Source organism: Salinimicrobium terrae DSM 17865, assembly GCF_000424665.1.
Taxonomy (GTDB): domain Bacteria; phylum Bacteroidota; class Bacteroidia; order Flavobacteriales; family Flavobacteriaceae; genus Salinimicrobium; species Salinimicrobium terrae.
Genome location: NZ_AUKI01000003.1, coordinates 68,350 through 92,190 on the forward strand (window position 1 = coordinate 68,350; position 23,841 = coordinate 92,190).

The following is a 23,841-nucleotide window of genomic DNA, read 5'->3' on the forward strand; positions in this document are numbered from 1 at the left end:
AAACATCGAAATTTTATGAAAACAAAAAATTTATTTTTAGCTGTTCTGATGCTATTCACGACTTTTACTGCAGCTTTAGCTCAGAATTCAAATTTCGGGATAAAAGCCGGAGCGAATTACTCTACCCTCTCCGGAAACACAGGAGGTGAAACTAATTATTTGCCAGGATTTCATGCAGGCTTTACCTCTGAATTCCGGCTGTCTCCCATCTTTTCATTACAACCCGAATTGCTCTACTCTCTTGTAGGCATTCAAGTGGAGTATGATTATAGTATAGGAGAGGCCACTTTTTCTTCCGATCAGAAGATAAAACTGGGATACATCCACCTGCCGGTTATGGTGAAGTACTTTGTCCTTCCTTCAATTTCCTTACAAGCCGGACCTCAAATTGGCTACCTTGCCAGTGCCAAAAATGTATACGAATCGGCATCTACTTTTCCTGGAGAACCGGAAATGAGAGAATCAGGAACAGAGGACATTAAGGACCAGTTAAAGGAGATATCTTTAGGACTAAACTTCGGTCTGGGATATGAATTCCAAAATAACCTTTTCCTTCAGGCCCGATATCACGTGGGGTTATCAGATATCAGTGACTATGACCAGGAAATGGAGGAAGATTTCGAAGGAGAATTGGATAAGATTAAAAATTCAGGTTTTCAGGTTTCCCTTGGATATAAATTCTGATTGTAATGTTCCTGAATATCTTATACTGAAAAAGGTTGCCGGGCAGTTATAAAACTTAAAGATGTTTCAAAAATGCCATTTTTAAAACATCTTTTTTTGTTATAAATTTCTACTGAAGAAGCTTCAATTTATTGTACTCAAAGCTTTTTTCGCCTAGAGTAAATGTCTTTGGTTATGGTAAATCACCACTCTAAAGGTATCCCTCAGTCGCAGCCTGAGAAATTGTGAAATACTTATCCCGGTTTTAGTGCGGCTAAGACTTACCTTCTTACTTTTCTTAAGAAGTTCCAGCAATATTTGCTGATCGAGAACAAACCTTTCGATCACTTCTTTCCCTAAATCTTTTCCTATAGGATTACTACTCTTTAAAGTTTTCATTTTTTTAAATCCCTCTTTAGGAAGCATGCTTTTAGCAAAATAACCACCCAAAAAACCGCTTTTAAAGAACTCTTCAGCCGGATACGGTGATGAAGCAATTTGTCTTTCAATTTCAGGAATATAATAGTTCCCATAAAAATTGAGATGTTCGAAACATTCAAGAGAACTCCATGCACCGGGTGCCGGTCGGTGATTAAGATCTTTGACAGGTCTTTTGTTTAAATCAAGGGCAGCTTCCAAATTAGCTTCATTGCGTTGCATGAGATCACTAATTAATCCGGCAGATTTTGTTTGCATTTCCGTAGCATAATGAAAAGAAAAATTATTTTTTCATATAATCAAATGCTCCTTTGCGAAGGTTGATACCGTGCTCCATATAAGCTTTTAAACAGGTCAGGAAATTTACCCAGCCTTCGGTATTTTGACCGTACCATTTTATTCCTTGCTCATTTACCTCCATCTTTCCTTCGGTGATCCTTATAAGGGTTTGAGAGTTAGCAATTTTTTCCAGGTTGATCTCTACTGTTGTTTTAAAAGTATCAGATCCATCCCATTCAAAAATGACATTTTCGGGATCTTTTATTTTCAGAACTTTAACGGGAAAGGAATCGGGAAATTCCGGAAAGATCCAGTCAATGGTCTTCCCTTCTTCCATACTTCCGGAGGCTTGAGAAATAAAATAGTTGGTCATTTTCTCCGGCTCAACTATGGCCTCAAAAATGTCCTTACAGGATCTGGCAATTTGAATGCCGGTTTTGATCTCCAGCTGCTCCATATCATGTATTACCTTCGGGTTTAGAATAGTTGATGATCCAGGTAACTCCAAATTTATCTGTACACATACCGTAATAACTGCCCCAGAACACATCCCCAATCTGCATATTGATCTTTCCTTCTTTACAAAGACTTTCAAACAATATATCGGCTTTCTCTTTACTTTCAGTATTGATGGAGAGGGATACATTATTGCCAAATACAACATCGGGGCACCAGCCATCATCACAGTCACTACCCATTAACAGGCACTCTTTCCCAAGGGGCAGGGCAATATGCATGATCTTATTCATCTTATATTCGGGGATGATCAGCCCTTCATCTGAAGGCATATCCCGAAATCTTCCAATAAAGGAAAATTCACCCCCAAAGATGGATCTATAGAAGTTAAAGGCTTCCTCACAATTGCCCGGAAAAGTTAAGTAGGGATTTAATTTTTCCATATTATAATTCATTTCCAAAACTTTACATTCTGTCTAATTTACATGAATATTCCAATTGTTTTATTAAAATTTTCAAAAATTAGGAGTAGCTGTGAACTTCTGTAAACAAAAAAGCCATTCTAAAAAGAATGGCTTAAAATTTCATTTTTGACACTGATTAAGATACCGCTTTGAGTCTTTTAATACCGGACTTATCAAGTTTCTCTTCGGCATAATCTCTATCCACAACCAATTCTGTAGAATTGCCTTCGGGCATCTCAAACATGGCATCGGTAAGTATTGCTTCGCAAAGAGATCTCAATCCACGAGCTCCCAGCTTATATTCTATTGCCTTTTCCACAATAAAATCCAGGGCTTCATCTGTTATACTAAATTCAATATCATCCATCTCAAATAATTTCTGATATTGTTTAATAATGGCATTTTTAGGTTCTGTAAGAATAGACCTTAGTGTTTTTCTATCCAGCGGATTCATATGGGTAAGCACCGGGAGACGTCCAATAATTTCGGGTATCAAACCAAAATCCTTAAGGTCTTTTGGAATTATGTATTTTAATAGATTTTCACGCTCAACCAAATCATCACTTTTGGAAGCACTAAAACCAACCGCCTGCATATTAAGGCGTTTGCTGATATTTTTCTCGATCCCGTCAAAAGCCCCTCCTGTGACGAAGAGAATATTTTCGGTATCTACTTCTATAAATTTTTGATCCGGATGTTTACGACCCCCCTTTGGCGGTACATTAACTGTCGTCCCTTCCAGAAGCTTAAGTAAAGCCTGTTGTACACCTTCTCCGGAAACATCACGTGTTATGGAAGGATTATCGCTTTTACGGGCAATCTTGTCTATTTCATCAATAAATACGATCCCGTGTTGAGCTTTTTCCAAATTATAATCGGCTGCCTGTAATAATCGGGTAAGAATACTTTCTACATCTTCTCCAACATACCCGGCTTCGGTCAACACTGTAGCATCAACAATTGCAAGTGGCACGTTGAGCATTTTGGCAATGGTTTTTGCCATAAGGGTTTTACCTGTACCGGTCTCCCCTACCATTATAATATTACTCTTCTGGATCTCAATGTCATCATTGTTCGCCGGTTGCAGTAATCTCTTGTAGTGATTATAAACAGCGACAGAAAGCACTTTTTTGGTGTGCTCCTGACCAATAACGTATTGGTCCAAAAAGTTTTTGATCGCCTTGGGTTTTCTAAGCTTAAGCTCAGACGAAAGTTCTCCGGAGCTGTCCTGCTTTGATTCTTCTATAACGATCCCGTGGGCCTGTTCGATACACCGGTCGCAAATGTGAGCGTCCAGCCCGGCGATAAGCAGGTTGGTTTCAGGTTTCTTCCTTCCGCAGAAGGAACATTCTAATTCTTCTTTTGCCATAAATTTTTTCTTGTCGCCTGTTACGGCTTCCCTACATTCTTTAAAAAAGGAAGTTACTCCCTAGTTAAAATTTCATCGATCATTCCGTACTCTAAAGCTTTATCGGCTTTCATCCAGTAATCACGGTCACTATCTTCATGGATCTTCTCATAAGTTTGACCGGTATGTTTTGCAATGATGTCATACAGTTCCTTTTTAAGGATAAGGATTTCTCGGGCAGTGATCTCAATGTCGCTGGCCTGTCCCTGGGCTCCACCTAAAGGCTGATGGATCATTACTCTGGAATGCGGCAAACCGCTCCTTTTTCCTTTTTCCCCTGCACAAAGAAGAACTGCTCCCATAGAAGCGGCCATTCCAGTACAAATTGTCGCAACATTAGGCTTGATGAACTGCATGGTATCATAAATACCCAAACCTGCGTAAACGCTTCCTCCCGGAGAATTGATATAAATCTGAATATCTTTTGAAGAGTCCGTACTTTCTAAAAACAACAATTGTGCCTGGATAATATTGGCTACCTGGTCACTAATGCCTGTTCCTAAAAAGATAATACGATCCATCATTAAGCGGGAAAAAACATCAAAAATGGCGATGTTCATTTGCCTTTCTTCAATAATGTTCGGGGTCATACCCTGCGGATACATGCTGCTTATTATCTTATCATAATAGTTACTATTGATCCCGTGATGACGGGTAGCATATTTTTCAAATTCTTTTGCGTAATCCATTGAATTCCTGTGTAATTTTTCCGGTTATAAAAGTGGAATTTTTTATTTAAAAACTTCCTGTATTATTTGCTAAAAAAGGCGTTAGACCAAGTTTAGTCTAACGCCTTAAAGATAAGTATTAATTTATTAAAGATCTATTGATAAACCTCTTTAACAAATTCTTCGTACGTTACTTCTTTTTCCTCAAGGTTCACTTTTTCCTTGTAAAGTTCAAGAAGTTTTTGATTCATCAATTGCTCTGAAAGGCGTTTTACTTCATCCTGGCGGGAAAGGATACGGGCTGCGATATCATCAAGTTCCTTGTCTTCGGGGTTCATCTGACCAAACTGAGCCATTTGCTCCCTGATCCTGTCTTTGGCAAAAGCTTTAAGATCTTCGAATTTCACCTCAAGATTGTGCTCCTGAATTAGTTTCCCTTCGATCAACTGAAATCTCAAGCCTTTTTCACTCTTTTCGTATTCTTCACGAGCTTCTTCTTCAGAAAGTTCTTTTTCACCTGCTGTCTGAATCCACTTCTGAAGAAATTCCTTAGGGAGATCGAAATTGTGTTTGTCGATCAACATTTCAGTCACATCATTCAGTAATTGCTGGTCGCTTTGCTGCTCGAATTGTTTGGCGGCGTCTTCTTTGATCTTTTCTTTAAGTTCTGTAACTGAAGTTACTTCTCCTGCCCCAAAAAGCTTATCAAATAACTCCTGATCAAGTTCTGCCAACTCCTGAGTGTTCACTTCCTCAACTACAAATTCCACCTCAACATCTAACCCGTGCGCTTTATCATGCTCCACCTTTAGGTATTCCATAAGGTCGTGATCATCTGCGAAAAGACCTTTGGTGCTTACCTTGATCGTATCTCCTGCTTTAGCTCCCAGGAAAGGCTCTTTATTTTGAACTTTTTCAAGCTGTAGCGTAGTTTTTGCGTCTATACCTTCAGCTTCATTTTTAAAAGTTCCGGTTAGTTGATCTCCTTCTTCGGCAACTTCTTTTGAAACAAGTTTCCCATATTGTTTCTGAAGTGTCTTCACCTGGTTTTCGATCATCTCGTCCCCGGCAACAATTTTATAATTTGTGATTGGCTTTTCATTGTCAAGGCTCACCCCAAACTGCGGAGAAAGTCCCAATTCGAATTCAAAGGTGTAATTATCGCTGTCCCAGTCAAAATTATCCTGCTCCTTAGGAAGCGGATTTCCGAGAACATCCAGTTTTTCTTCTGTAAGATATTTATTTAATGAATCCTGAAGAAGCTTGTTCACTTCATCCACTAACACAGCTTTTCCGTATTGTTTCTTCACCATTCCCATAGGCACATGTCCTTTACGGAAGCCGGGGATATTTGCATTTTTACGGTAATCTTTCAGGACTTTTTCAACTTTACCGCTGTAGTCTTCTTTGGCTATATCAACCTTGAGTACGGCATTAAGTTCGTCAATGTTCTCTCTCGTTATATTCATTATGAGCGCTTATAAAAATTGGTCTGCAAAAGTACAACTTTTTTGAGAGCAAGCAAAGTTTCAAAAACCTGAAATTCAGAAGCGTTTATTTCCTTTCTGCGATGGAGAAGAACAAGGATTGAATTATGGACAGCAACAGGCTAAAAAGCACTGCAATCCAAAAGCCGCTCACCTGAAATCCGCTTACAAATGCATCAACCAGCAATATGATTATAGCGTTGATCACAATTAGAAAGAGACCTAGGGTGAGAATGGTTACAGGAAGAGTCAAAAGTACCAGGATTGGCTTCACAATAAGATTAAGAAGTGCCAGCACCAGAGCCACTACTATTGCAGTAACATATCCCTCGACAGTAACACCAGGTAGAAAATTAGCGAGAAAAACCACCACTACGGCGGTGAGAAGAATTCTTAATAAAAAGGTCATAGGTTAAATGTTTAAACTAAGATACAACTTCGAATGAAAAACGCCGGAACAAGTCCGGCGTTTTAGTTATATTTTTATTAAAAAGACTTAGTCGTTACTCGGAGTTATTGTGCCATAGTATCCAATATTCACTTTTGGAACTGTAGCATTGTATTCACTGTTGATCGCTTCTATAGTCTCATTTGCTATAAGAGCGTAACCCCGTGGAGTTAAATGTACTCCATCCAGAGAAAACGCACCTCCTGAGGCAAAAGTTGAAGTAAGAACTCCCCCGTCAAACGGAATACCTGTGGTAGCTGTCTCTTCCAGCAAAGCAGCGGCATCTACAAAAGCAAGATCGAAATCTTCAGCCACTTTAGCAATTGTAGCATTGAAACCTTGAGTCGCTTCTGCAATTCTTTGGATTTCCTGATTATCCAGTACATCTGCATCATCAAAACCATTTACGGCATCTATGACCAGTTGAGCTTGTTCTGGCGTTGGCTGACCACCTTGTTGTAACAGTCCAAGTACTTGTAATACTTCTGGGCCAACTGCTGCTGAACCATATCCTTGAGTAGGGATGGCAGCACGATCAATTGTGAGCAAAACCAGTTCTTCTTCAGTCATTTGCCTGAATCCAAGAGGGTTTGTTTGTGTTACCGGAACATCAATAATAAAACGATTTGGACCCGCACTGAATTGAATTGCATACTGAGAAGCAAGTGCTACAGCTTGTTCCTGAGGCACCTGTTGCTGCATTAAAACCTGCGTGAATATACCTGCTACTGCCTGGAAAAATCCTGTTAAGTTTGCCGCCTGTTCAGCTGTTAATACAAGGGCGTTGTTTGGAACAGTATTAAAGAAAGGAATATCAGTTACATTCGGTATGTTTAAAAGAACACCTTCCTCAGCTCCGGCCTCAACCATGCTTGCAACAATTTGGGTATACGCCCCTGTGAAAACTTGCTGGCTCGTTATATCGTTCTCATCAACGCCCCCAGAAGTTGCATATCCCAAAACATCATTATTACCTATCCAAAGGCTAAAAAAGGTAGGTTGTTGCGCAACGGCATCTGCAACGACTGTAGTGCCTGGATCTGAAGCGAAACGTACAAAATAGGGATTGGCGGTCGCCGGATCAGTGGCTAAGCCTTGAACATTACCATAACCCGGTGCTAATAAGTGATAACTTCTTGCACCAGGAACACCAAAATTGTTGAATGGCCCTGTAAGAGTATTTAGAATATCGGTTGTAGGTTCCATTCCTGTATAAATCCTGGGTAGCGTGTCCTGATCTACCACTGATAAAACAAGTCTATTGCTGGTAATTTGTTGACCTCCCGCTAAAAGTCCCCCAGCATTATCGGCCATTAGAGGCTGAACAAAATCGAAATCTCCCTCTACCACCTTGGCAAACTGCTGCGCCAGGATATTTGGATAAGAATTCTGTTGTCCTGTAATGTACAGCGCATTATCTGCATATCCTGCGGTTAAAGAATTTCCAAGGGCAACATAATTGGAAAAGTCAGCTTCTCCATTGGAATAAGCATCAACATCGTCAACAGGATTTTCGAATTCAGGTTCACAGGCCACCATTCCCAAGGCAAGGATCCCGAAGTATTTTATATAGTTTTTCATAATCAAATTCTTTATTACATTTTATATGTTACTCCGATTCCGGGAATAAAGGCTACAGATTTATAAGTTCCTCCAAAAGGAATATTTTGTCCGTTCTCATCAACATAATGATCATAGGAAGCGTCTACTTCATCAAATCTTATGTAAGCAAAAGAGGTATCAATTGCCAGTCTTGAAGTCACTTCAAGAGAAAGTCCGCCGGTGAAGCCCATAGAATCGTTCCTAGGAGTTTCGGGCGCGAAATATCCCTCCTGGACGGGAGATTCATCAAGATAATAACCTGCACGCAGAGTTAATTTGTCTGTAGCTGTGTATTGAGCACCAAATCTCCAGGTATTGGCATCCTCGTAGGCACGGGGATTCTCAGACACTACACCATTAGCGAAAGTAATATCGAGGGACTCGTACACTCCCCAGAAAGTACGGTTGAAATCAAAAGCAAGTAACCATTTTTCATTAAGCTGGTATGATAATCCTGCAGTTAGTTCTGCCGGCAAAGGCAATTGCGCATCAAAAGTTGTATCGCTAAAAGGTGCAAGCGGAGTGTTCGGAATGTTTTCAAAATCCGCCTCCCCGCCTTCAGCATTCATAATGATCTCAGACCGGTAATTAAGTCCTACTTTGAGATCTTCGGTAGCAGTAAAAAGCGCACCTACAGACCAGCCCCATTCATTCACCCCCGAAGCGTCTATGGTTACATTGGCTCTGTTCCCTTCGATATCTGTCAGCGTTCTGCTTAAGTTTCGGTTAAAGTTTACGGAACCTGTAACGAAGATTGGTCCCCCTCCAATGCTGAAGAAATCGGCAATTTTATAAGAAACAAGTGGCTGGATGTATATTGCCTGTAGTGCGATATTGTTCACCAGGTGAGATCCCGCCCAGTCATCTTCCCATTCAACTGTACTTCCATAAGGAGTGTACACACTTAAACCAAGAGCAAGATTTTCGTTCAATTTGTAAGATGCATTGAAATAAAAAGGTGTTCCCAAAGGGTTATCTGTACGAGCTGTCGCCCCAGTAGCCTCATTTTGCCAGGCAACTTCAGAAAAAACTGCACTTACCCCTGCAGAAATGGTTAATTTGTTCTCAAGATAAACCAGTCCTGCGGGATTGAAGAAGCCCAATTCGGCACTGTTAACAACGGCAACTCCCGTATGTCCCATGGCCAGCGCACGCTGCCCCTGCACACCAACACGGTAACCACCGGCATAGGTTATAGTACCTGCAAGAGCAAATACCATTAATAATAAGACTTTTCTCATAATAGTTTGTGTAGATTAAAATAAAGGATCAATGGCTCAAAAATAGCATAAATTGAATATAAGGCAAGAAAAACCTTGATTTATTACGCGTGCATAATAAATATCACCTGAAAATCAGATAAATTTCATTACCTCTTCATAAAATTTCTTTTTATTCTCAGCGTGCACCCAATGCCCCGCCCGGGGAATGACAGAAAGTTTTGATTTAGGAAAATGTTTTTCCAACAATCCCTTATCTTCAGAAGTAATATAGTTGGACCTCTCCCCTTTGATAAAAAGTGTGGGTTTTGAATAGGAGTAATCTTCGGGAAGTGCTTTTCCAAGTTCTTCGATTTCTTTGGTTAGAACATCCAGGTTAAGTCTTAGTCCAAGCCGGTCCTTTTCTTTCCAAAAGAGATTTTTCAGTAAAAACATTCGCACTGCTTTTTCCGGCACATATTGGAAAAGCACTTCATCTGCCTCTCCTCTTGAGGTGAGGGTAGCATCGTCAACAACTTTTAAACCTTCTAAAATGTCCTGATGATGTGGAGCATAGTATTTTGGAGCAATATCCACCACCACAAGTTTTTGAATAAGGTGTGGAAAGAGAGCAGCAGCAGTCATAGCCGTCTTGCCTCCCATAGAATGTCCTATTAAAATGACATTTTTGAGGCTGTGGTGATCTATATATTCTTTTAGGTCTTTTGCTAATTCGGTATAATTAAAAATCTCACTATGAGGGCTTCGGCCGTGATTTCTTTGATCAATAAGATGGACCTGGTAACCGGCTTCGGCAAACTCATTCCCCAGAGTTTTCCAATTATCACTCATTCCAAGAAACCCATGAAGGATCAAAAGAGGCTGTCCCTTTCCAAGTATATTTGAATGTAATTTCATTAGTCTCTTAATAAACTTAAATATTGATTGATCACGTACTCCAGCCCCTGGTACAGAGATTCGGCAATGAGCGCATGACCTATGGATACTTCCAGCAAGCCAGGAATATTTTTATTAAAGTACTCGATATTACTTAAAGAGAGGTCATGACCGGCATTTATCCCCAGCCCAAGATCATTGGCTGCCTCAGCACAGGATCTATAGGGTTTAATCCCTTCCTTATTACCTTTCGCGTATTGTCTGGCATATTCTTCGGTATAGAGCTCAATACGATCTGTTCCGGTGTTTGCTGCTCCTTTTACCATTTCAAGATCGGGATCTACAAAAATTGAGGTGCGAATCCCTTTGTCTTGAAATTCTGAAATGATTTCCCTGAGATAATCCCTATGTTTAATTGTATTCCAACCGGCATTGGAGGTTATGGCATCTTCAGCATCGGGAACAAGGGTCACCTGCTCGGGTTTTACCTTTAGTACCAAGTCTATGAATTTCTGCACAGGATTTCCTTCAATGTTGAACTCGGTAGTTACCACCGGCCGAAGATCCAATACATCCTTATACCTAATGTGCCGTTCATCGGGACGTGGATGCACTGTTATTCCCTGGCCTCCATACCGCTGCACATCTTTTGCTACCTGCACAACATTAGGAACATCTCCTCCCCGACTGTTTCGAAGGGTTGCGATCTTATTAATATTTACACTTAATTTCGTCATTTTTGGCACCTGTTTTGAACAAAAATACAAAGTTGAACAAGCAACAAAGTATTTTATTTTGATTAATTTGCAGAAAAACTACGGGACAATGAACATTCAGCCATTTATTCTTAATGAGGTTAAAATTCCGCAGTTTCACACTCCTGTCGCAGAAGTACTTGAGATCTTTAATGATCATCCATATTCTCATTTACCCATAAAGCAAGGTGAAACCTACATGGGCTGCATTCCCGTAGCCGATGCCAGGATCTTTGAACCCGACAAACCTATGGAGGATTATCAATACGCCCTGGAAGGCTTTTTTGTAAGAGATACCGATAACTGGATTGATGTTTTGCATAATTTTTCCAAGAATGATTCCAATATTATGCCTGTCTTAGATGATGATAATCTATTTTTAGGTTATCTGGAGCTCCAGGATATTATGAATTTATTTACTGAATCTCCTTTTCTCAATAACCCCGGAGGTATCCTGGTTGTAGAAAAAGGAGTTAAAGATTATTCATTTAGTGAAATATGCCAGATTGTTGAGTCGAATGGCACCCATGTTTTGGGAGCTTTTATTTCGGGTACAGAAAATGACCGAACCCAGATTACCCTGAAAACAGGAAGCATCCCATTTAATGCCCTTTTTCAGACCTTTAGAAGATATGGTTACGAAGTTGTTTCCCAACATTCTGAAGATTCCTTCTCCTCCAGCCTGGAAGATCGCTCCCGTTATTTGGACAAATACCTAAATATCTAGAAATGAAGGCTGCTATCTACGGGCAATTTTATCACACCGACTCAGGTGTTTATATTGAAGAACTTCTTAATGTTCTGGACTCAGAAAATATTGAAGTTGCTATTGAAGAAAATTTTCTCAGGCTTATTGACGAAAACAACGAGATAAAAAAAGATTTTCGCCATTTTAAAACATTTCAGGAGCTTGATGAGACCTTTGATATATTTATAAGTGTCGGTGGGGATGGAACGATTCTACATTCGGTGAATTTTGTGCAGGACCTGGATATCCCTATTATGGGTATTAACACCGGAAGACTCGGTTTTCTGGCCACTGTTCATAAAGAAGAAATTCGCGCTACTATTTCAAGATTAATTAGAAAGGAGTACAAAATTTCTGAACGTTCCCTGCTTAGTATTATGACAGATCCTGAAGTAGATGGTTTGTGCAACAATAATTACGCATTGAACGAAATAGCAGTGAGCAGAAAAAACAGTACTTCCATGATCACCATAGACACCTGGCTTGATGGAGAACCACTTACGTCTTATTGGGCAGACGGTTTAATAGTTTCCACCCCTACGGGATCTACCGGTTACTCCTTAAGTTGTGGCGGCCCGGTCATTACACCGGCTACCAAAGCGCTGGTCATCACTCCCATTGCACCTCACAATTTAAATGCACGTCCACTGGTTATAAAAGATAATACCAGGATCACATTGAAGGTATCTGGCCGGGCCGATGATTACCTGGTCTCGATGGACTCGAGATTAGCAACCCTTAAAAATAATACCACTGTTACTATAAAAAAAGCTCCTTTTAAACTAAAAATGGTAGAATTTACAAGCGAAACCTTCCTAAAAACCCTGCGAAAAAAACTCCTTTGGGGAGAAGATAAGCGCAATTAAAACAATAAAACCTCCTATAATCTGTTAATGCTAAGGTACAAACCCATTCAGGTTATTTGTGGGGCAAACAATATTGTTATATTTGCAAACTTTTGAAGACCTATGAGGTATTTTGTCGTTATGGTAATTGTCGCACTTTGCGGAAGCCGAACATATTCCCAGAATTTTGAGGTGGGCCCTTTTATAGGAGGAGCAAATTACATCGGGGATGTGGGCAATACTACCTATATTAATCCAAACACTCCGCTCTTTGGTGGTTTGGTTAAATGGAATCGCAGCGACCGCCATTCCTTCAGGTTCTCTTTGCTTTATGCACAACTTGAAGCCGATGATGCCAGGTCTAATGAAGGCCGAAGACAACAACGTGGATATTCTTTTTCCAATTCTATAGCTGAAGCTTCCCTTGGTCTGGAATTTACTTTCTGGGAATGGGATCTTCATGCCAATACTTACCAATCAACTCCTTATCTTTACACCGGCATCAATTACTATTTTGCTAAACATTTCATGTTAAATAACGAGGCCTATACAAACCCAGCGGCTAATGAGCTACAGGAAGCCGGGAATAACTGGGAATTTTCCCTTCCAATTGTTATGGGGTACAAACAAACCCTTACTACTTTTCTCTCTGCAGGTATGGAAATAGGTGCCCGCTACACCTTTACCGATAATCTCGACGGTAGTCATCCATCTGAGGTAGAAGGAGATTTTCAACCCTATGATTTTGGTAACCGGAATACTACAGACTGGTATGTTTTTACCGGCATCTACTTTACTTTTAATTTTGGAAGAGGATCGGGTTGTTTCAATAAATACTAATATGAACTTTAAAGAGAACATTAATCCTTCAAAATTGCCCCGACACATTGCCATTATAATGGACGGCAACGGCAGGTGGGCAAAAAAACAGGGACTAATGCGCGTAATGGGTCATGAAAAAGGCACTAAGGCGGTTCGGGAAGTCGTGGAAGCCAGTGCAGAAATAGGGGTGGAAAACCTCACGTTGTATGCCTTTTCCACAGAAAACTGGAACCGACCAAAAATGGAAGTAGATACCCTCATGCGCCTTTTGGTCTCTTCTCTCAAAAAGGAGATAAAAACTCTTCAGGATAATGATATTAAGCTCAATGCTATTGGATGTCTCGACACTTTACCGGCAAAAGCATTTAAAGAATTGCAGGAAGTCATAGAAAAAACTTCTTCCAATAACAGAATGACCCTCACCCTCGCTCTGAGTTACGGTTCCCGGGAAGAGCTGTGTAATATGGTGAAGGAAATTTCAAATAAAGTGGCTGCGGGCGAGTTTTCCTCTAAAGATATTGATGAATCGGTTATAAATAAGCATCTTTACACCCGCAATTTACCAGATGTAGATTTGGTAATAAGAACGAGCGGTGAACAACGGATAAGCAATTTCCTATTATGGCAAATCGCTTATGCAGAATTATATTTTTCAGAAATACTATGGCCAGATTACAGAAGAGAAGATCTCTACGAAGCCATTTATAATTATCAAAACAGAGAACGAAGATTTGGAAAAACGAGTGAGCAACTTAGTTAGTGCCTTAAAAACAAAATCTACATTAGCACTTCTGGCCATTGGCCTTTTAATAAATTTTTCTTCAGCAGCACAGGATCTCCCATTAGCAGATGGCCAGGAGTACACCATAGGCGATATCGAAGTTACGGGAAATGTTTCCTTTAACGAACAAACGATTATTGCATATACAGGTCTTAAAAAAGGAGAAAAAATATTTATTCCCGGAGACCGAATAAGCAAAGTCCTTAAAAAATTATGGGATGTTGGTTCCTTTAGTGATATTAATATTTACGTCACCAATATTGAAGGTGAAGTGGCCGACCTTGAATTGGAAATTCAGGAAGTACCAGCCCTTGCTAATGTGAGGATTCAGGGGGTAAAGAAAAAGAAGCAAGAGGAACTTATAGATGAAAACAACCTCACCGTTGGCACCAAGGTAACGGAAAACCTGATTACCACAACGAAGAACTTTATCCAAAACAGCTTCAAAGAGAAAGGTTTCCTCAACACCAAAGTGGCCATTAATACGGTTCCTGTCGAAGATACATTAAACAGAAACACAGTTAACGTGGTAATTAATGTAGATAAGGGGGAGAGAGTAAAAATAGAAGATATAGAAATTACCGGGAATGAAGCTTTTTCTGATGCGCGATTGAAAAGAGCACTGAAAAATACGAAAGAAGAAAACTTTATAAGATTCTGGAAACGCTCAAAATTTATTCCGGAAGAATATGAAGAAGATAAGCAAAAATTGCTCAACGTGTATAAAGAAAAAGGATACCGTGACGCTCGAATAGTATCAGACAGTCTTATGCGTGTTGACGAAGATGATGTAGCTCTACAAATCACCATCGAGGAAGGAGATCGTTATTACTTTGGAGATATTGAATTCATAGGAAATTCTGTTTACACAGATCAGGAATTACAAAGGAGACTGGGAATAAACAAGGGTGATGTCTATAACGGCGTTCTACTTGAAAAGCAGATTGCCGATAATACCAAGCCTGATGCCAACGATCTCACCAATTTATATCAGAATAACGGATACCTGTTTTCAAATATTAATCCGGTCGAAGTAAGAGTTTACAATGACACTATTGATTTTGAAATAAGGATTAGAGAAGGTAAAGTTGCATATTTTGATGAAGTAACGGTAATAGGAAATGACAAAACCAAAGATCATGTCATTTATAGGGAAATGCGTACGAAACCCGGACATAAGTATAGCAAAGAAGCCGTGGTAAGAACTGTAAGGGAGCTTGGGCAACTTGGATTCTTTGATGCCGAGAATCTCTCCCCCGATTTTAAGGAAGTAGACCAGAATACCGGGACCGTAGATCTTGAATACTCTGTAGTGGAAGCGGGAGCAAGCCAAATAGAATTACAGGGAGGTTATGGCGGTGGAGGTTTTGTTGGAACGCTTGGACTTTCCTTCAACAACTTCTCCCTTGGCGGACTTTTTGATAAAGATGCATATCGGCCTTTACCAATGGGAGATGGACAGACCCTATCCCTGCGTGCCCAGGCCAGTACTTACTACCAGACTTATAGTCTTTCTTTTTCTGAACCCTGGTGGGGCGGGAAGAAACCTGTAAGACTTTCAACATCCCTGCAACACACAGAACAATATTTTTATGACTACAGGAACCGCGAGGCCGACAAGGACCGTAAGTTCTCCATTTCGGGAATAACATTTGGTCTCGCAAGAAGACTCACAGTACCGGACGATTTCTTTGTACTCTCTACTGCATTAGCCTTCCAACACTATAATCTAAGTAATTATAACACAGGATTGTTCACTTTTGGAGATGGATATTCAAATAATCTATCTCTCACTTTAGGGCTTACCAGGGATAATACTTTTAGTAATCCTATTTTCCCAATGGGAGGCTCTAAATTTGAAATAATTGCCAAACTAACTCCTCCGTATTCTTTATTCAACAACATTGATTACGGAAATTTAGGAGAACAGGAAGAATTCCAACTTCAAAATGCCAGGGGAGTATTAATTAACAGGCAGGGAAGACCCTTAAGAGAAGGAGAGGACCCAGTACCCGATCAGGCAAAGATCGACCAGGAAAAATATAAATGGCTGGAATTCTACAAGATTAAGTTTAACGGTACCTGGTATACTAATTTATACGAAAAGCTGGTATTAAGAACCCATGCAGAATACGGATTCCTTGGAGCCTACAACAACGAACGCGGAGTCCCTCCTTTTGAAAGATTCTACCTTGGAGGAGACGGGATGGGAACATACAGCATGGACGGCCGGGAAGCTGTTTCATTAAGAGGATACCCTAACCAGTCACTTACCCCGCTGGACAGAGGAGTTTTAAGTGCTGCAACAGATAACGATGGTGCCACCATCTACAACAAATATTCTTTAGAATTAAGATACCCTATTACTTTAAAACAGACAGCTTCAATTTTCGCCTTAACTTTCCTTGAAGCCGGTGCTTCTTTTGACGGGTTCATGGATTACAACCCATTCCAGGTGAACAGAGCGGCAGGTGCAGGCTTAAGAATTTTCATGCCGGCATTTGGATTGCTTGGTATAGACTTTGGATATGGATTCGATCCACTTCCTGGGGAGACAAAAGCAAATGGCTGGGAAACCCACTTTATAATTGGACAACAGTTTTAATTTGGCACGGTATTTTCTATACACCCAATAATTATGAAGAAATCAATTCTCATACAATTACAATTTGCTTTCATAGTTTTTTTGAGCTACGCCGTACAGGGACAGCAAACAGTAAGAATTGGTTATGTTGATATGGAATACATCCTGGAGAACGTTCCAGAATATCAGGAAGCCTCAGCCCAGCTTGAGAATAAAGTTCAGCAGTGGAAAGGAGAGATCGAGATCGAAATGAACAGGATCGAAAAAATGAAGCAGGATCTCGCCAACGAAAGGCCACTATTAACAAGTGAATTAATAAGTGACCGGGAGGATGAAATAAGATTTGAAGAAAAGAAGATCCTCGATTACCAGCAAAAGAGATTTGGCCCCAATGGGGATCTAATAACTCAAAAGCTGCAATTAATAAAACCAATTCAGGATCAGGTTTTTGTAGCGGTGCAGGAAATTGCTGAAAACAGGAACTATGACCTTATCTTTGACAAATCGGCAGATATAATCACTCTTTATGCAGCGGACAGGCTGGATGTAAGCGACCAGGTACTTAGAAGCATAACCAGAGCCTCCAACAGGGAGGAACTGGAAACGCGCCAGGAGAAGCGCGAGCTTATAAGAGAGGAAGCCAAAACCGTTGAGGAAAATGCAGTACTTTCAGAAAGAGAGCAACTTCAACAACAGAGAAAAAAAGAAAGAGAAGCGCTACTTGAGGAAAGACGCAGAACGAGAGATTCCATTCGCACTGCAAAAAAAGAAGAAGCTGAAAGGCGCCGAGAAGAAATTTTGAAGGAGCGCCAGAGGAAAAAAGATTCCGTAGCCAAGGCAAGGGAAGAAAAAAGGAATAATTAAAAAGCCAGAAATGGCATTGACAATAAATAATTCAACTATTAAATAATCAATTTTAACACAATGAAACAATTTAAGACCCTTCTAATAGCTGTAGCTTTAATTTTTGGAGCGACCTCATTTGCAAATGCACAAACCAAAGTAGCTCATATTGCAACTCAGGAACTTATTGAACAAATGCCAACCTATAAAACTGCAATGAATCAACTGGAAAAGCTTCAAAAGACCTATGATACTCAAATTAAAGATATGGTAACTGAAGCCCAGGGAACAATGAAGAGATATGAAGCTGAAGCTCAAACAAAAACAGATGAAGAAAATCAAAAGAGAGCTTTGGAACTTCAACAAACTCAAAGATCTATAGGTGAGTACCGTCAAACAGCAGAACAGGATCTACGTAAAAAAGAAGTAGATCTACTTAAACCTGTCTTTGAACTAGCACGTACAACTATTCAAAAAGTGGCCCGTGAAAAAGAATTTGACTACGTTCTTGACTCTACTACCGGAACAGGTGTGATCATGGCCGATGGTTATGACCTAATGCCAGATGTTAAGAGTGAACTAGGTATCTAATTCCTCCTTAAAAAATAAATTTTTGGAAAACTGCACATCATTGATGTGCAGTTTTTATTTTTACAGGAATGAGAAAAGATAACCCTATAGGTATTTTTGATTCGGGTGTTGGTGGCACCTCCATTTGGAAAGAAATTCACAATCTACTCCCTCTCGAACATACAGTTTATCTGGCCGACAGTGCCAATGCTCCCTATGGAGAAAAACCTCCTGAAGAGATTGTAAGGCTAAGTGTGAAAAACACAGAATGGCTACTTCAAATGGGTGCCAAGATTATCGTGGTCGCGTGCAATACAGCAACCACAAATGCCATTTCTCATTTGCGCTCCTCCTATGAAGTGCCATTTATAGGTATAGAGCCGGCAATCAAACCGGCAGCACTTAAGAGCAAGACAAAGTGCATAGGCATCCTGGCCACCAAAGGCACTCTTTCCAGCGCACTATTTGCCAAGACCTCAGATCTCTACTCCAGGGACAATAAAATAGTAGAGGTAGTAGGAAAGGGGCTCGTAGAGGAGATCGAAAAAGGTGAAAAAGACTCTCCTTTTGTCAGGGAAATGCTGGCAGAGCTTCTTCAACCTATGATAAATGCAGGAATGGATCATCTGGTACTAGGCTGCAGCCATTATCCATATTTAATTCCCACCCTGGAAAAAATTCTTCCTTCTCATGTGCAGATCATAGATTCTGGGATGGCCGTGGCAAAACAAACAAAAGTTGTTCTGCAAAGCCTTGATCTTCTTACACAAGATCAACAACAAATTCCGGAATTCTTCACGAACGGAGATCCCAAGATTCTCCAAGGTATAATCCCTTTTCCTGCAGATTCATTTAAGGTAGGCTTTCAAAATTTTTAAAATTTCCATTGAATCATTCTAAATAAGAGTTGCATGCAAACAGAAAATCGTATTTTTGCAAAAATTTCGACATGAAAAATATCACTGTAAACATTCAGCCTACAAATAAACCTACAATAGTTAAGTTCGAAGCAAGCATCTTTTTGACAAAACATGAAAGTTTTGAATTCCAAAATATTGAAGAGGCTAATCGTTCACCTTTAGCTCAACAGTTGTTTCATCTGCCTTTTGTTAAAAAAGTTTATATCGCTCAAAATTTTGTTGCAATAGAAAAATACAACATCGTACACTGGAAAGATGTACAGAATGAAATTTCGGAGCAAATCGAATCCTTCCTGAACAACGGAGGAATTGTAGTTACTCCTTCCGATGAAGAGATTAAAAAAATTCCTGTCACTGTTTATGCCGAAAGCACTCCGAATCCAGCCGTAATGAAGTTTGCTTCCAACAAAAAACTGGTACTGCAGAGTGTAGAATTTAAGAATATAGATGAGGCAAAAAATGCTCCTTTAGCAAAAGCTCTCTTTCATTTTCCTTTTGTGAAGGAGGTATTTATTGATGAAAATTATCTCTCCATCATGAAATATGACATTGCAGAATGGGGAGAAATTACTCAGGAGATCAGGGAATTTATCAGGGAACACCTTGAACAGGGGAAGGAGGTATTGATCGAAGACAGTCAAAAATCCTCATCTGCCACAATTGAAGAAAAGACACCTGAAACAAAAATTACATTGGACGATACATCAAAGGAAATTGTTGCCATTCTTGACGAGTACATAAAACCTGCAGTAGCAAGTGATGGTGGTAACATTTTGTTTGAAAGCTATGATAAGGAGCAGAAATTGGTAAAGGTGATTCTACAGGGCGCATGCAGTGGTTGTCCCTCTTCGACAATAACTCTCAAAAATGGCATTGAAACTATGTTCAAGGATATGCTTCAGGGGCGAGTGGAGCGTGTTGAAGCCATTAATGGTTAAATTTAAAATTCCATTAGCTTAAACAGAGCCGGATAAAATATATAACTATGAAAAAAGTAAAACAAAATTTAAAAATCTTCTTTTTGCTTCTGGGTATGTCTGTAATTCTTACAGGCTGCCAGGAGATGAGTTCAAAGATGGATGAGCAACTGGACAATATCAATAAACGTGCAGAGGAACTTGATTCTGCTGTTAATCGAGGATTAGATAAAGTGGAGAATCTTGATTCAACCATTACCGCTAAAAGTAAAAGAATTAAAAATCTCGATTCCATTGTGCGCAAAACAACTACAAGAATAGATTCTTTGGTTAATAAAAGTGCAAAGGAAATAAACCGCGGGCTAAATTAACCGGGTTCGGGAAATTCAATTTAACTTAAAAACTTCGGGATTAAGACTGAACTACCTCTTTAAAATGAGGTTTTCGGTCTTAATTTTTTTGTGGTAGACCGGCCGGAAAACGGGTCGTTACCACGGCAATATTAAATTCCTGGTAAAGTTCCAGTAAGTTCATGGTAGAAGTAATAAGATCCCTGGTTTCCAGGAGCAATCCAAAATAAAGTTCCGAGTTTTTAGGACTACTTTCGCTGGTCCTAATTCTCTTAATCTGCTTTTCAATAAGCTCCCCTACATCTTGAAGCAGGTCCTGTTTCCCCCTCAATACCACATCGATACGGGCGAAATCCTGTTGATTGAAGATATCTTCGATCTCATCAAACAAACTCTGCATCTTATCATCAACTCTTTTGAGATCCCGAATTTGATTAAATTTGAGGTTCTTGTGGTTATTGTTGACGTGGTTATAACTGTTCCTGGTAATGTAGCCGATGGATTGAACAATGTCCTGCAGGTAATCCAGAATTAGAATATAGAATCGATTGGAATCCAGTGATCCCTCCTCAATTGTTTTAATGAAATAAAAAACATTTCTTTTGAGTTGATCGATTTCAGATTCAAGCTTTTTAATGGACTTCTTGTTCTTTTTGAGTTTACTTTTGTCATAGTAACCCAGATTTTTTACTGTCTTGGAGAACATTTGATTCACACCGCAAACTATGCTGGAGATATTTTCAGAACTCTCTACCACGATATCATTTATAGTGCTAATCTCATGACTTCGGAAAGGCTTTTTCAGGGTTTTCTCTTTTTCTTTCCGCGAATGAAGCACAAAACTTCGTGCTATGCTGAAGATAGCCAGTAAAATGAGAACTGTGATAGCTATTATTCCTCCAAAATATATTATGGCTGCAAATATAGCTGCGGCAGAAAAAGCGACCAGGGCAGTTACGAACCATCCACCTATGACGTTCACAACTCCCGCCACTCTATACACGGCACTTTCCCTATCCCAGGCTCTGTCGGAAAGCGAGGTTCCCATAGCCACCATAAAGGTCACATAGGTGGTAGAGAGCGGTAATTTAAGACTGGTACCTATCGAAATAAGGATACTGGCAACTACCAGATTAACTGAAGCCCGAACAAGGTCAAATGCCGGTGTTTCATCTGAATCCCTGGTAAAGGAACGTGGTTTTTGAAATTTCTCCTCAATCTTCCTGCTCAACACTTCGGGAGTTACCGCGCCCATCACATTTCCCAAAAGTACCGAGTAACGAACGATTCCCCTTGAAAGAAAATTAGGTTCGAATCTTTCAGTCACTTCCCCCTGCCGGGAAAGATTTACACCTGTTTTCACCACATTACGGGCCTTTCTGGAAAACCATAAGGTTGCCACCATCACAGCTCCTGCGCCTAACAGAAGAAATGCTGGTGTAGAAACTTCCCCCTGCAGGCCACTCATAGGAAATTCTGAAGGTAAGACTCCTGTGGAGGCATATGCGGTTTGCCACAACTCAAAAGATTGCCATGCTGCTATGGGTACACCAATAAAATTCACCAGGTCATTACCTGCAAAGGCCAGAGCCAGGGAAAAAGTGCCCACCAGGATGATAAACTTGAGAATATGTGTTTTAAACAGGCTCATTAAGAGCTGAGAAATAACTGTAAATAGCACCAGCCCTCCACCGATAATAATAAGGGTATTGTTATTCAGAAATTCAAGGAAAGCTTCAGGAACAAATGAAACTGACTTCAATCCTTTCAGCAGTATGAAATATAAAATAGCCGTCAACGACAGCCCTCCAAAAATGGCACCTGCATATTTAATTTTTTGTTCAAATTGAAAAGAAAATATAAGCCGGGAAAAATACTGCACTATTGCTCCAATTAGAAAGGCAACGACAACCGCCAGTAATATTCCTATTATAATCTCGGTGGCCTTGGAAGTATTTATATAAGTAAGAATATCTCCGAAATTCCCGGAGTCATTGTAAATTTTAATAGCTGCAATACTCACTGCTGCACCGAGTAATTCGAAAACTATAGACACAGTGGTGGAAGTAGGCAAGCCCAGAGAATTGAAAAAATCCAGCAGTAGGACATCGGTAATCATCACTGCCATAAAGATGATCATGATTTCCTCAAAAAAGAACTCCCCCGGCATAAAAATACCTTTCCTGGCTACTTCCATAATTCCGCTGGAAAAAATAGCCCCCACACCTACTCCAAGGCTGGCAACAATAAGAATAGTTTTCATAGGGAAAGCACGGGATCCAATAGCCGAACTCAGGAAATTAATGGCGTCATTACTCACTCCCACAACCAGGTCGGTCACGGCAAGGGCAAAAAGGGCAACCAGCATTACGATATAAATATCTTCCATAAGGAAAAGCGGGTTAAGCTACTGCAAAATAGGAATTTTTTAAAAGATGGCCCTTATATGCGAGTTGAATATTAACCCCTTAAGGTTTAACAATTTCTTACTAAAAGGCAGGTTTAAAATTTTGTATATTGATTATCAATCAATTAAATAATTTACTAATAAAAAAATACAAGATATTATGGCAGTAATGAAAGTAGTGGAAATCATGGCAAACTCAAATCAGAGTTGGGAAGAAGCCGTAAAGAATGCAGTAAAAACCGCATCAAAATCTATAAAAAACATAAGATCTGTTTATGTAAAAGATCAAACCGCCAATGTTGAAGGTGATAGCATAACCGACTACCGGGTGATCGTTAAGATCACTTTTGAAGTAGATGCCTAAAGAAAGGCATGATTTAATTAGTTGATGAAGCCGTCTCATTTACTAAAATGAGACGGCTTCTTCTTATGTCGATTTCTGTTGTGTTTTCTACTTCTTTACCTGTCGAAAAAATAAAGGTTGAGTGATTTCAGGCACTCTTCTTCCTAATATTATGCGCCAGGGCATGTAATCCGAACTCTAATTCCACTTTATCCAGTCCGCGGTGGGTAAATCTTTTAAAGTTTCGATTGTGTTTGACATGAGCAAAGATCGGCTCCACATCTGCGGTTCGTTTTTTTAGTTTGGCTTGACCTATCTCCGATAAAAGATCCTCCCGTGCCTTTTGTTTGTAATATTCCAGAGTATGATTTCGCTCTACAACCCGTTCATTCTTACCTTTAAAACAGACGCCTCTAATAGAACAACCTGCGCAATTCTTTGCCCTATACTTGCTGTAGGTTTGCTTATAACCTGATTTTGTGATTTTCTTCCCTTGAGATATTTTATCCATTCGTTGCCCCATCGGACACACGTAATAATCCTCCTCCTTGTTGTAGTGTAGCTGATCGCGATGGAAGGCAGAAGCGTTTTTCTTCTTCTTGCTCCCTGTTTTATTCTGTTCCTGGTCAAAGGTGTTGAACTTCACGTAGGCATTGATACCCTTGTTTGATAGTAACTCATAATTTTCCTGGCTTCCGTAACCGGCATCAGCAGTAAGAGATTCCGGAAGACTTTGGTATAAGTACTGGTAGCTCTCCAAATGTGGTTTTAGAGTATGGAGGTCATTGGTTTGTTGGTGAAGGGTGTAATTTACAATGAACTGATCTTCTGAACTGATCTGAACATTATACCCCGGTTTAAGTTGCCCATTTTGCATATGATCGTCCTTCATCCGCATGAAGATGGCATCAGGATCTGTTTTGCTATAACTATTTCGACCGGCAAGG

25 protein-coding genes are annotated in these 23,841 nt (G+C 39.9%); 12 read left to right on the top strand and 13 right to left on the bottom strand.

The genetic code is table 11. The features are described 5' to 3' along the window. Positions 1-15 precede the first annotated feature (15 nt). The gene (locus H148_RS0101410) at positions 16-684 is read left to right on the top strand and encodes a porin family protein (protein WP_029033197.1); all 669 of its coding nucleotides are present in this window, start codon (positions 16-18) and stop codon (positions 682-684) included. Between the two features lie 153 nt (positions 685-837). Here the strand turns inward: H148_RS0101410 and H148_RS0101415 are convergent, their stop codons facing one another. The 11 genes from H148_RS0101415 to H148_RS0101465 all read right to left on the bottom strand — a co-directional run bounded on the left by H148_RS0101415 (position 838) and on the right by H148_RS0101465 (position 10,746). Continuing rightward, complete coding sequence (locus tag H148_RS0101415; protein WP_029033198.1) at positions 838-1,359, bottom strand: DinB family protein; 522 nt, start codon at positions 1,357-1,359, stop codon at positions 838-840. 25 nt (positions 1,360-1,384) lie between these two features. Next, positions 1,385-1,888, bottom strand: a complete 504-nt coding sequence (locus H148_RS0101420; RefSeq protein WP_245583368.1) for an SRPBCC domain-containing protein — start codon at positions 1,886-1,888, stop codon at positions 1,385-1,387. After that, a complete protein-coding gene (locus H148_RS0101425; protein WP_342663231.1) occupies positions 1,839-2,291 on the bottom strand; it encodes a VOC family protein in 453 nt (150 codons plus the stop codon). Before H148_RS0101425 ends, H148_RS0101420 begins: the two co-directional genes overlap by 50 nt. Positions 2,292-2,436: 145 nt before the next feature. Continuing rightward, positions 2,437-3,669: an ATP-dependent Clp protease ATP-binding subunit ClpX gene (gene clpX / locus H148_RS0101430; protein ID WP_029033201.1), complete on the bottom strand. Its 1,233-nt coding sequence runs from the start codon at positions 3,667-3,669 to the stop codon at positions 2,437-2,439. A 53-nt stretch (positions 3,670-3,722) separates the two neighbouring features. Then, the gene (gene clpP / locus H148_RS0101435) at positions 3,723-4,397 is read right to left on the bottom strand and encodes an ATP-dependent Clp endopeptidase proteolytic subunit ClpP (protein ID WP_029033202.1); all 675 of its coding nucleotides are present in this window, start codon (positions 4,395-4,397) and stop codon (positions 3,723-3,725) included. A 134-nt stretch (positions 4,398-4,531) separates the two neighbouring features. After that, complete coding sequence (gene tig, locus H148_RS0101440; RefSeq protein ID WP_029033203.1) at positions 4,532-5,845, bottom strand: trigger factor; 1,314 nt, start codon at positions 5,843-5,845, stop codon at positions 4,532-4,534. 85 nt (positions 5,846-5,930) lie between these two features. Further along, a complete protein-coding gene (locus tag H148_RS0101445; RefSeq protein ID WP_029033204.1) occupies positions 5,931-6,272 on the bottom strand; it encodes a phage holin family protein in 342 nt (113 codons plus the stop codon). Positions 6,273-6,359: 87 nt separating this feature from the next. Then, complete coding sequence (locus H148_RS0101450) at positions 6,360-7,892, bottom strand: SGNH/GDSL hydrolase family protein (RefSeq protein ID WP_029033205.1); 1,533 nt, start codon at positions 7,890-7,892, stop codon at positions 6,360-6,362. Between the two features lie 14 nt (positions 7,893-7,906). Beyond that, positions 7,907-9,154, bottom strand: a complete 1,248-nt coding sequence (locus H148_RS0101455) for an OmpP1/FadL family transporter (RefSeq protein WP_029033206.1) — start codon at positions 9,152-9,154, stop codon at positions 7,907-7,909. A gap of 114 nt (positions 9,155-9,268) precedes the next feature. Then, positions 9,269-10,030 (bottom strand): alpha/beta fold hydrolase, encoded by a 762-nt coding sequence (locus tag H148_RS0101460; RefSeq protein ID WP_029033207.1) that lies wholly within the window; start codon positions 10,028-10,030, stop codon positions 9,269-9,271. After that, a complete protein-coding gene (locus H148_RS0101465) occupies positions 10,030-10,746 on the bottom strand; it encodes a pyridoxine 5'-phosphate synthase (RefSeq protein WP_029033208.1) in 717 nt (238 codons plus the stop codon). Before H148_RS0101465 ends, H148_RS0101460 begins: the two co-directional genes overlap by 1 nt. A gap of 88 nt (positions 10,747-10,834) precedes the next feature. Here H148_RS0101465 and H148_RS0101470 point away from each other — a divergent pair, with 88 nt between their 5' ends. From H148_RS0101470 to H148_RS0101515, 10 genes are all read left to right on the top strand, one after another. Further along, positions 10,835-11,491: a CBS domain-containing protein gene (locus H148_RS0101470; protein WP_029033209.1), complete on the top strand. Its 657-nt coding sequence runs from the start codon at positions 10,835-10,837 to the stop codon at positions 11,489-11,491. 2 nt (positions 11,492-11,493) lie between these two features. After that, positions 11,494-12,378 (top strand): NAD kinase, encoded by an 885-nt coding sequence (locus H148_RS0101475; protein WP_029033210.1) that lies wholly within the window; start codon positions 11,494-11,496, stop codon positions 12,376-12,378. 102 nt (positions 12,379-12,480) lie between these two features. After that, a complete protein-coding gene (gene porG / locus H148_RS0101480; protein ID WP_029033211.1) occupies positions 12,481-13,197 on the top strand; it encodes a type IX secretion system protein PorG in 717 nt (238 codons plus the stop codon). A 1-nt stretch (position 13,198) separates the two neighbouring features. Then, entirely contained in the window at positions 13,199-13,939 is a 741-nt protein-coding gene (locus H148_RS0101485; protein WP_029033212.1) for an undecaprenyl pyrophosphate synthase, read from the top strand. Beyond that, a complete protein-coding gene (gene bamA / locus H148_RS0101490; RefSeq protein WP_169578535.1) occupies positions 13,911-16,565 on the top strand; it encodes an outer membrane protein assembly factor BamA in 2,655 nt (884 codons plus the stop codon). Before H148_RS0101485 ends, bamA begins: the two co-directional genes overlap by 29 nt. Positions 16,566-16,598: 33 nt before the next feature. Beyond that, complete coding sequence (locus tag H148_RS0101495; RefSeq protein ID WP_029033214.1) at positions 16,599-17,408, top strand: OmpH/Skp family outer membrane protein; 810 nt, start codon at positions 16,599-16,601, stop codon at positions 17,406-17,408. Positions 17,409-17,468: 60 nt separating this feature from the next. Next, positions 17,469-17,978, top strand: a complete 510-nt coding sequence (locus H148_RS0101500) for an OmpH/Skp family outer membrane protein (protein ID WP_029033215.1) — start codon at positions 17,469-17,471, stop codon at positions 17,976-17,978. A 68-nt stretch (positions 17,979-18,046) separates the two neighbouring features. Then, entirely contained in the window at positions 18,047-18,835 is a 789-nt protein-coding gene (murI, locus tag H148_RS0101505; RefSeq protein ID WP_029033216.1) for a glutamate racemase, read from the top strand. 71 nt (positions 18,836-18,906) lie between these two features. After that, positions 18,907-19,815: a NifU family protein gene (locus H148_RS0101510; protein ID WP_029033217.1), complete on the top strand. Its 909-nt coding sequence runs from the start codon at positions 18,907-18,909 to the stop codon at positions 19,813-19,815. A gap of 47 nt (positions 19,816-19,862) precedes the next feature. Beyond that, positions 19,863-20,165, top strand: a complete 303-nt coding sequence (locus H148_RS0101515; RefSeq protein WP_029033218.1) for a hypothetical protein — start codon at positions 19,863-19,865, stop codon at positions 20,163-20,165. Positions 20,166-20,244: 79 nt separating this feature from the next. Here H148_RS0101515 and H148_RS17010 read toward each other — a convergent pair whose 3' ends face one another. Further along, positions 20,245-22,533, bottom strand: coding sequence for an inorganic phosphate transporter (locus H148_RS17010; RefSeq protein WP_051286110.1), 2,289 nt, complete (start codon positions 22,531-22,533; stop codon positions 20,245-20,247). A 178-nt stretch (positions 22,534-22,711) separates the two neighbouring features. Between H148_RS17010 and H148_RS0101525 the strand changes: the two genes are divergently transcribed. Next, a complete protein-coding gene (locus H148_RS0101525) occupies positions 22,712-22,915 on the top strand; it encodes a dodecin family protein (protein ID WP_029033219.1) in 204 nt (67 codons plus the stop codon). 127 nt (positions 22,916-23,042) lie between these two features. Here H148_RS0101525 and H148_RS0101530 read toward each other — a convergent pair. Further along, positions 23,043-23,841 (bottom strand): transposase (locus H148_RS0101530; protein ID WP_029033220.1); only part of this gene is annotated, 799 nt, incomplete at its 5' end.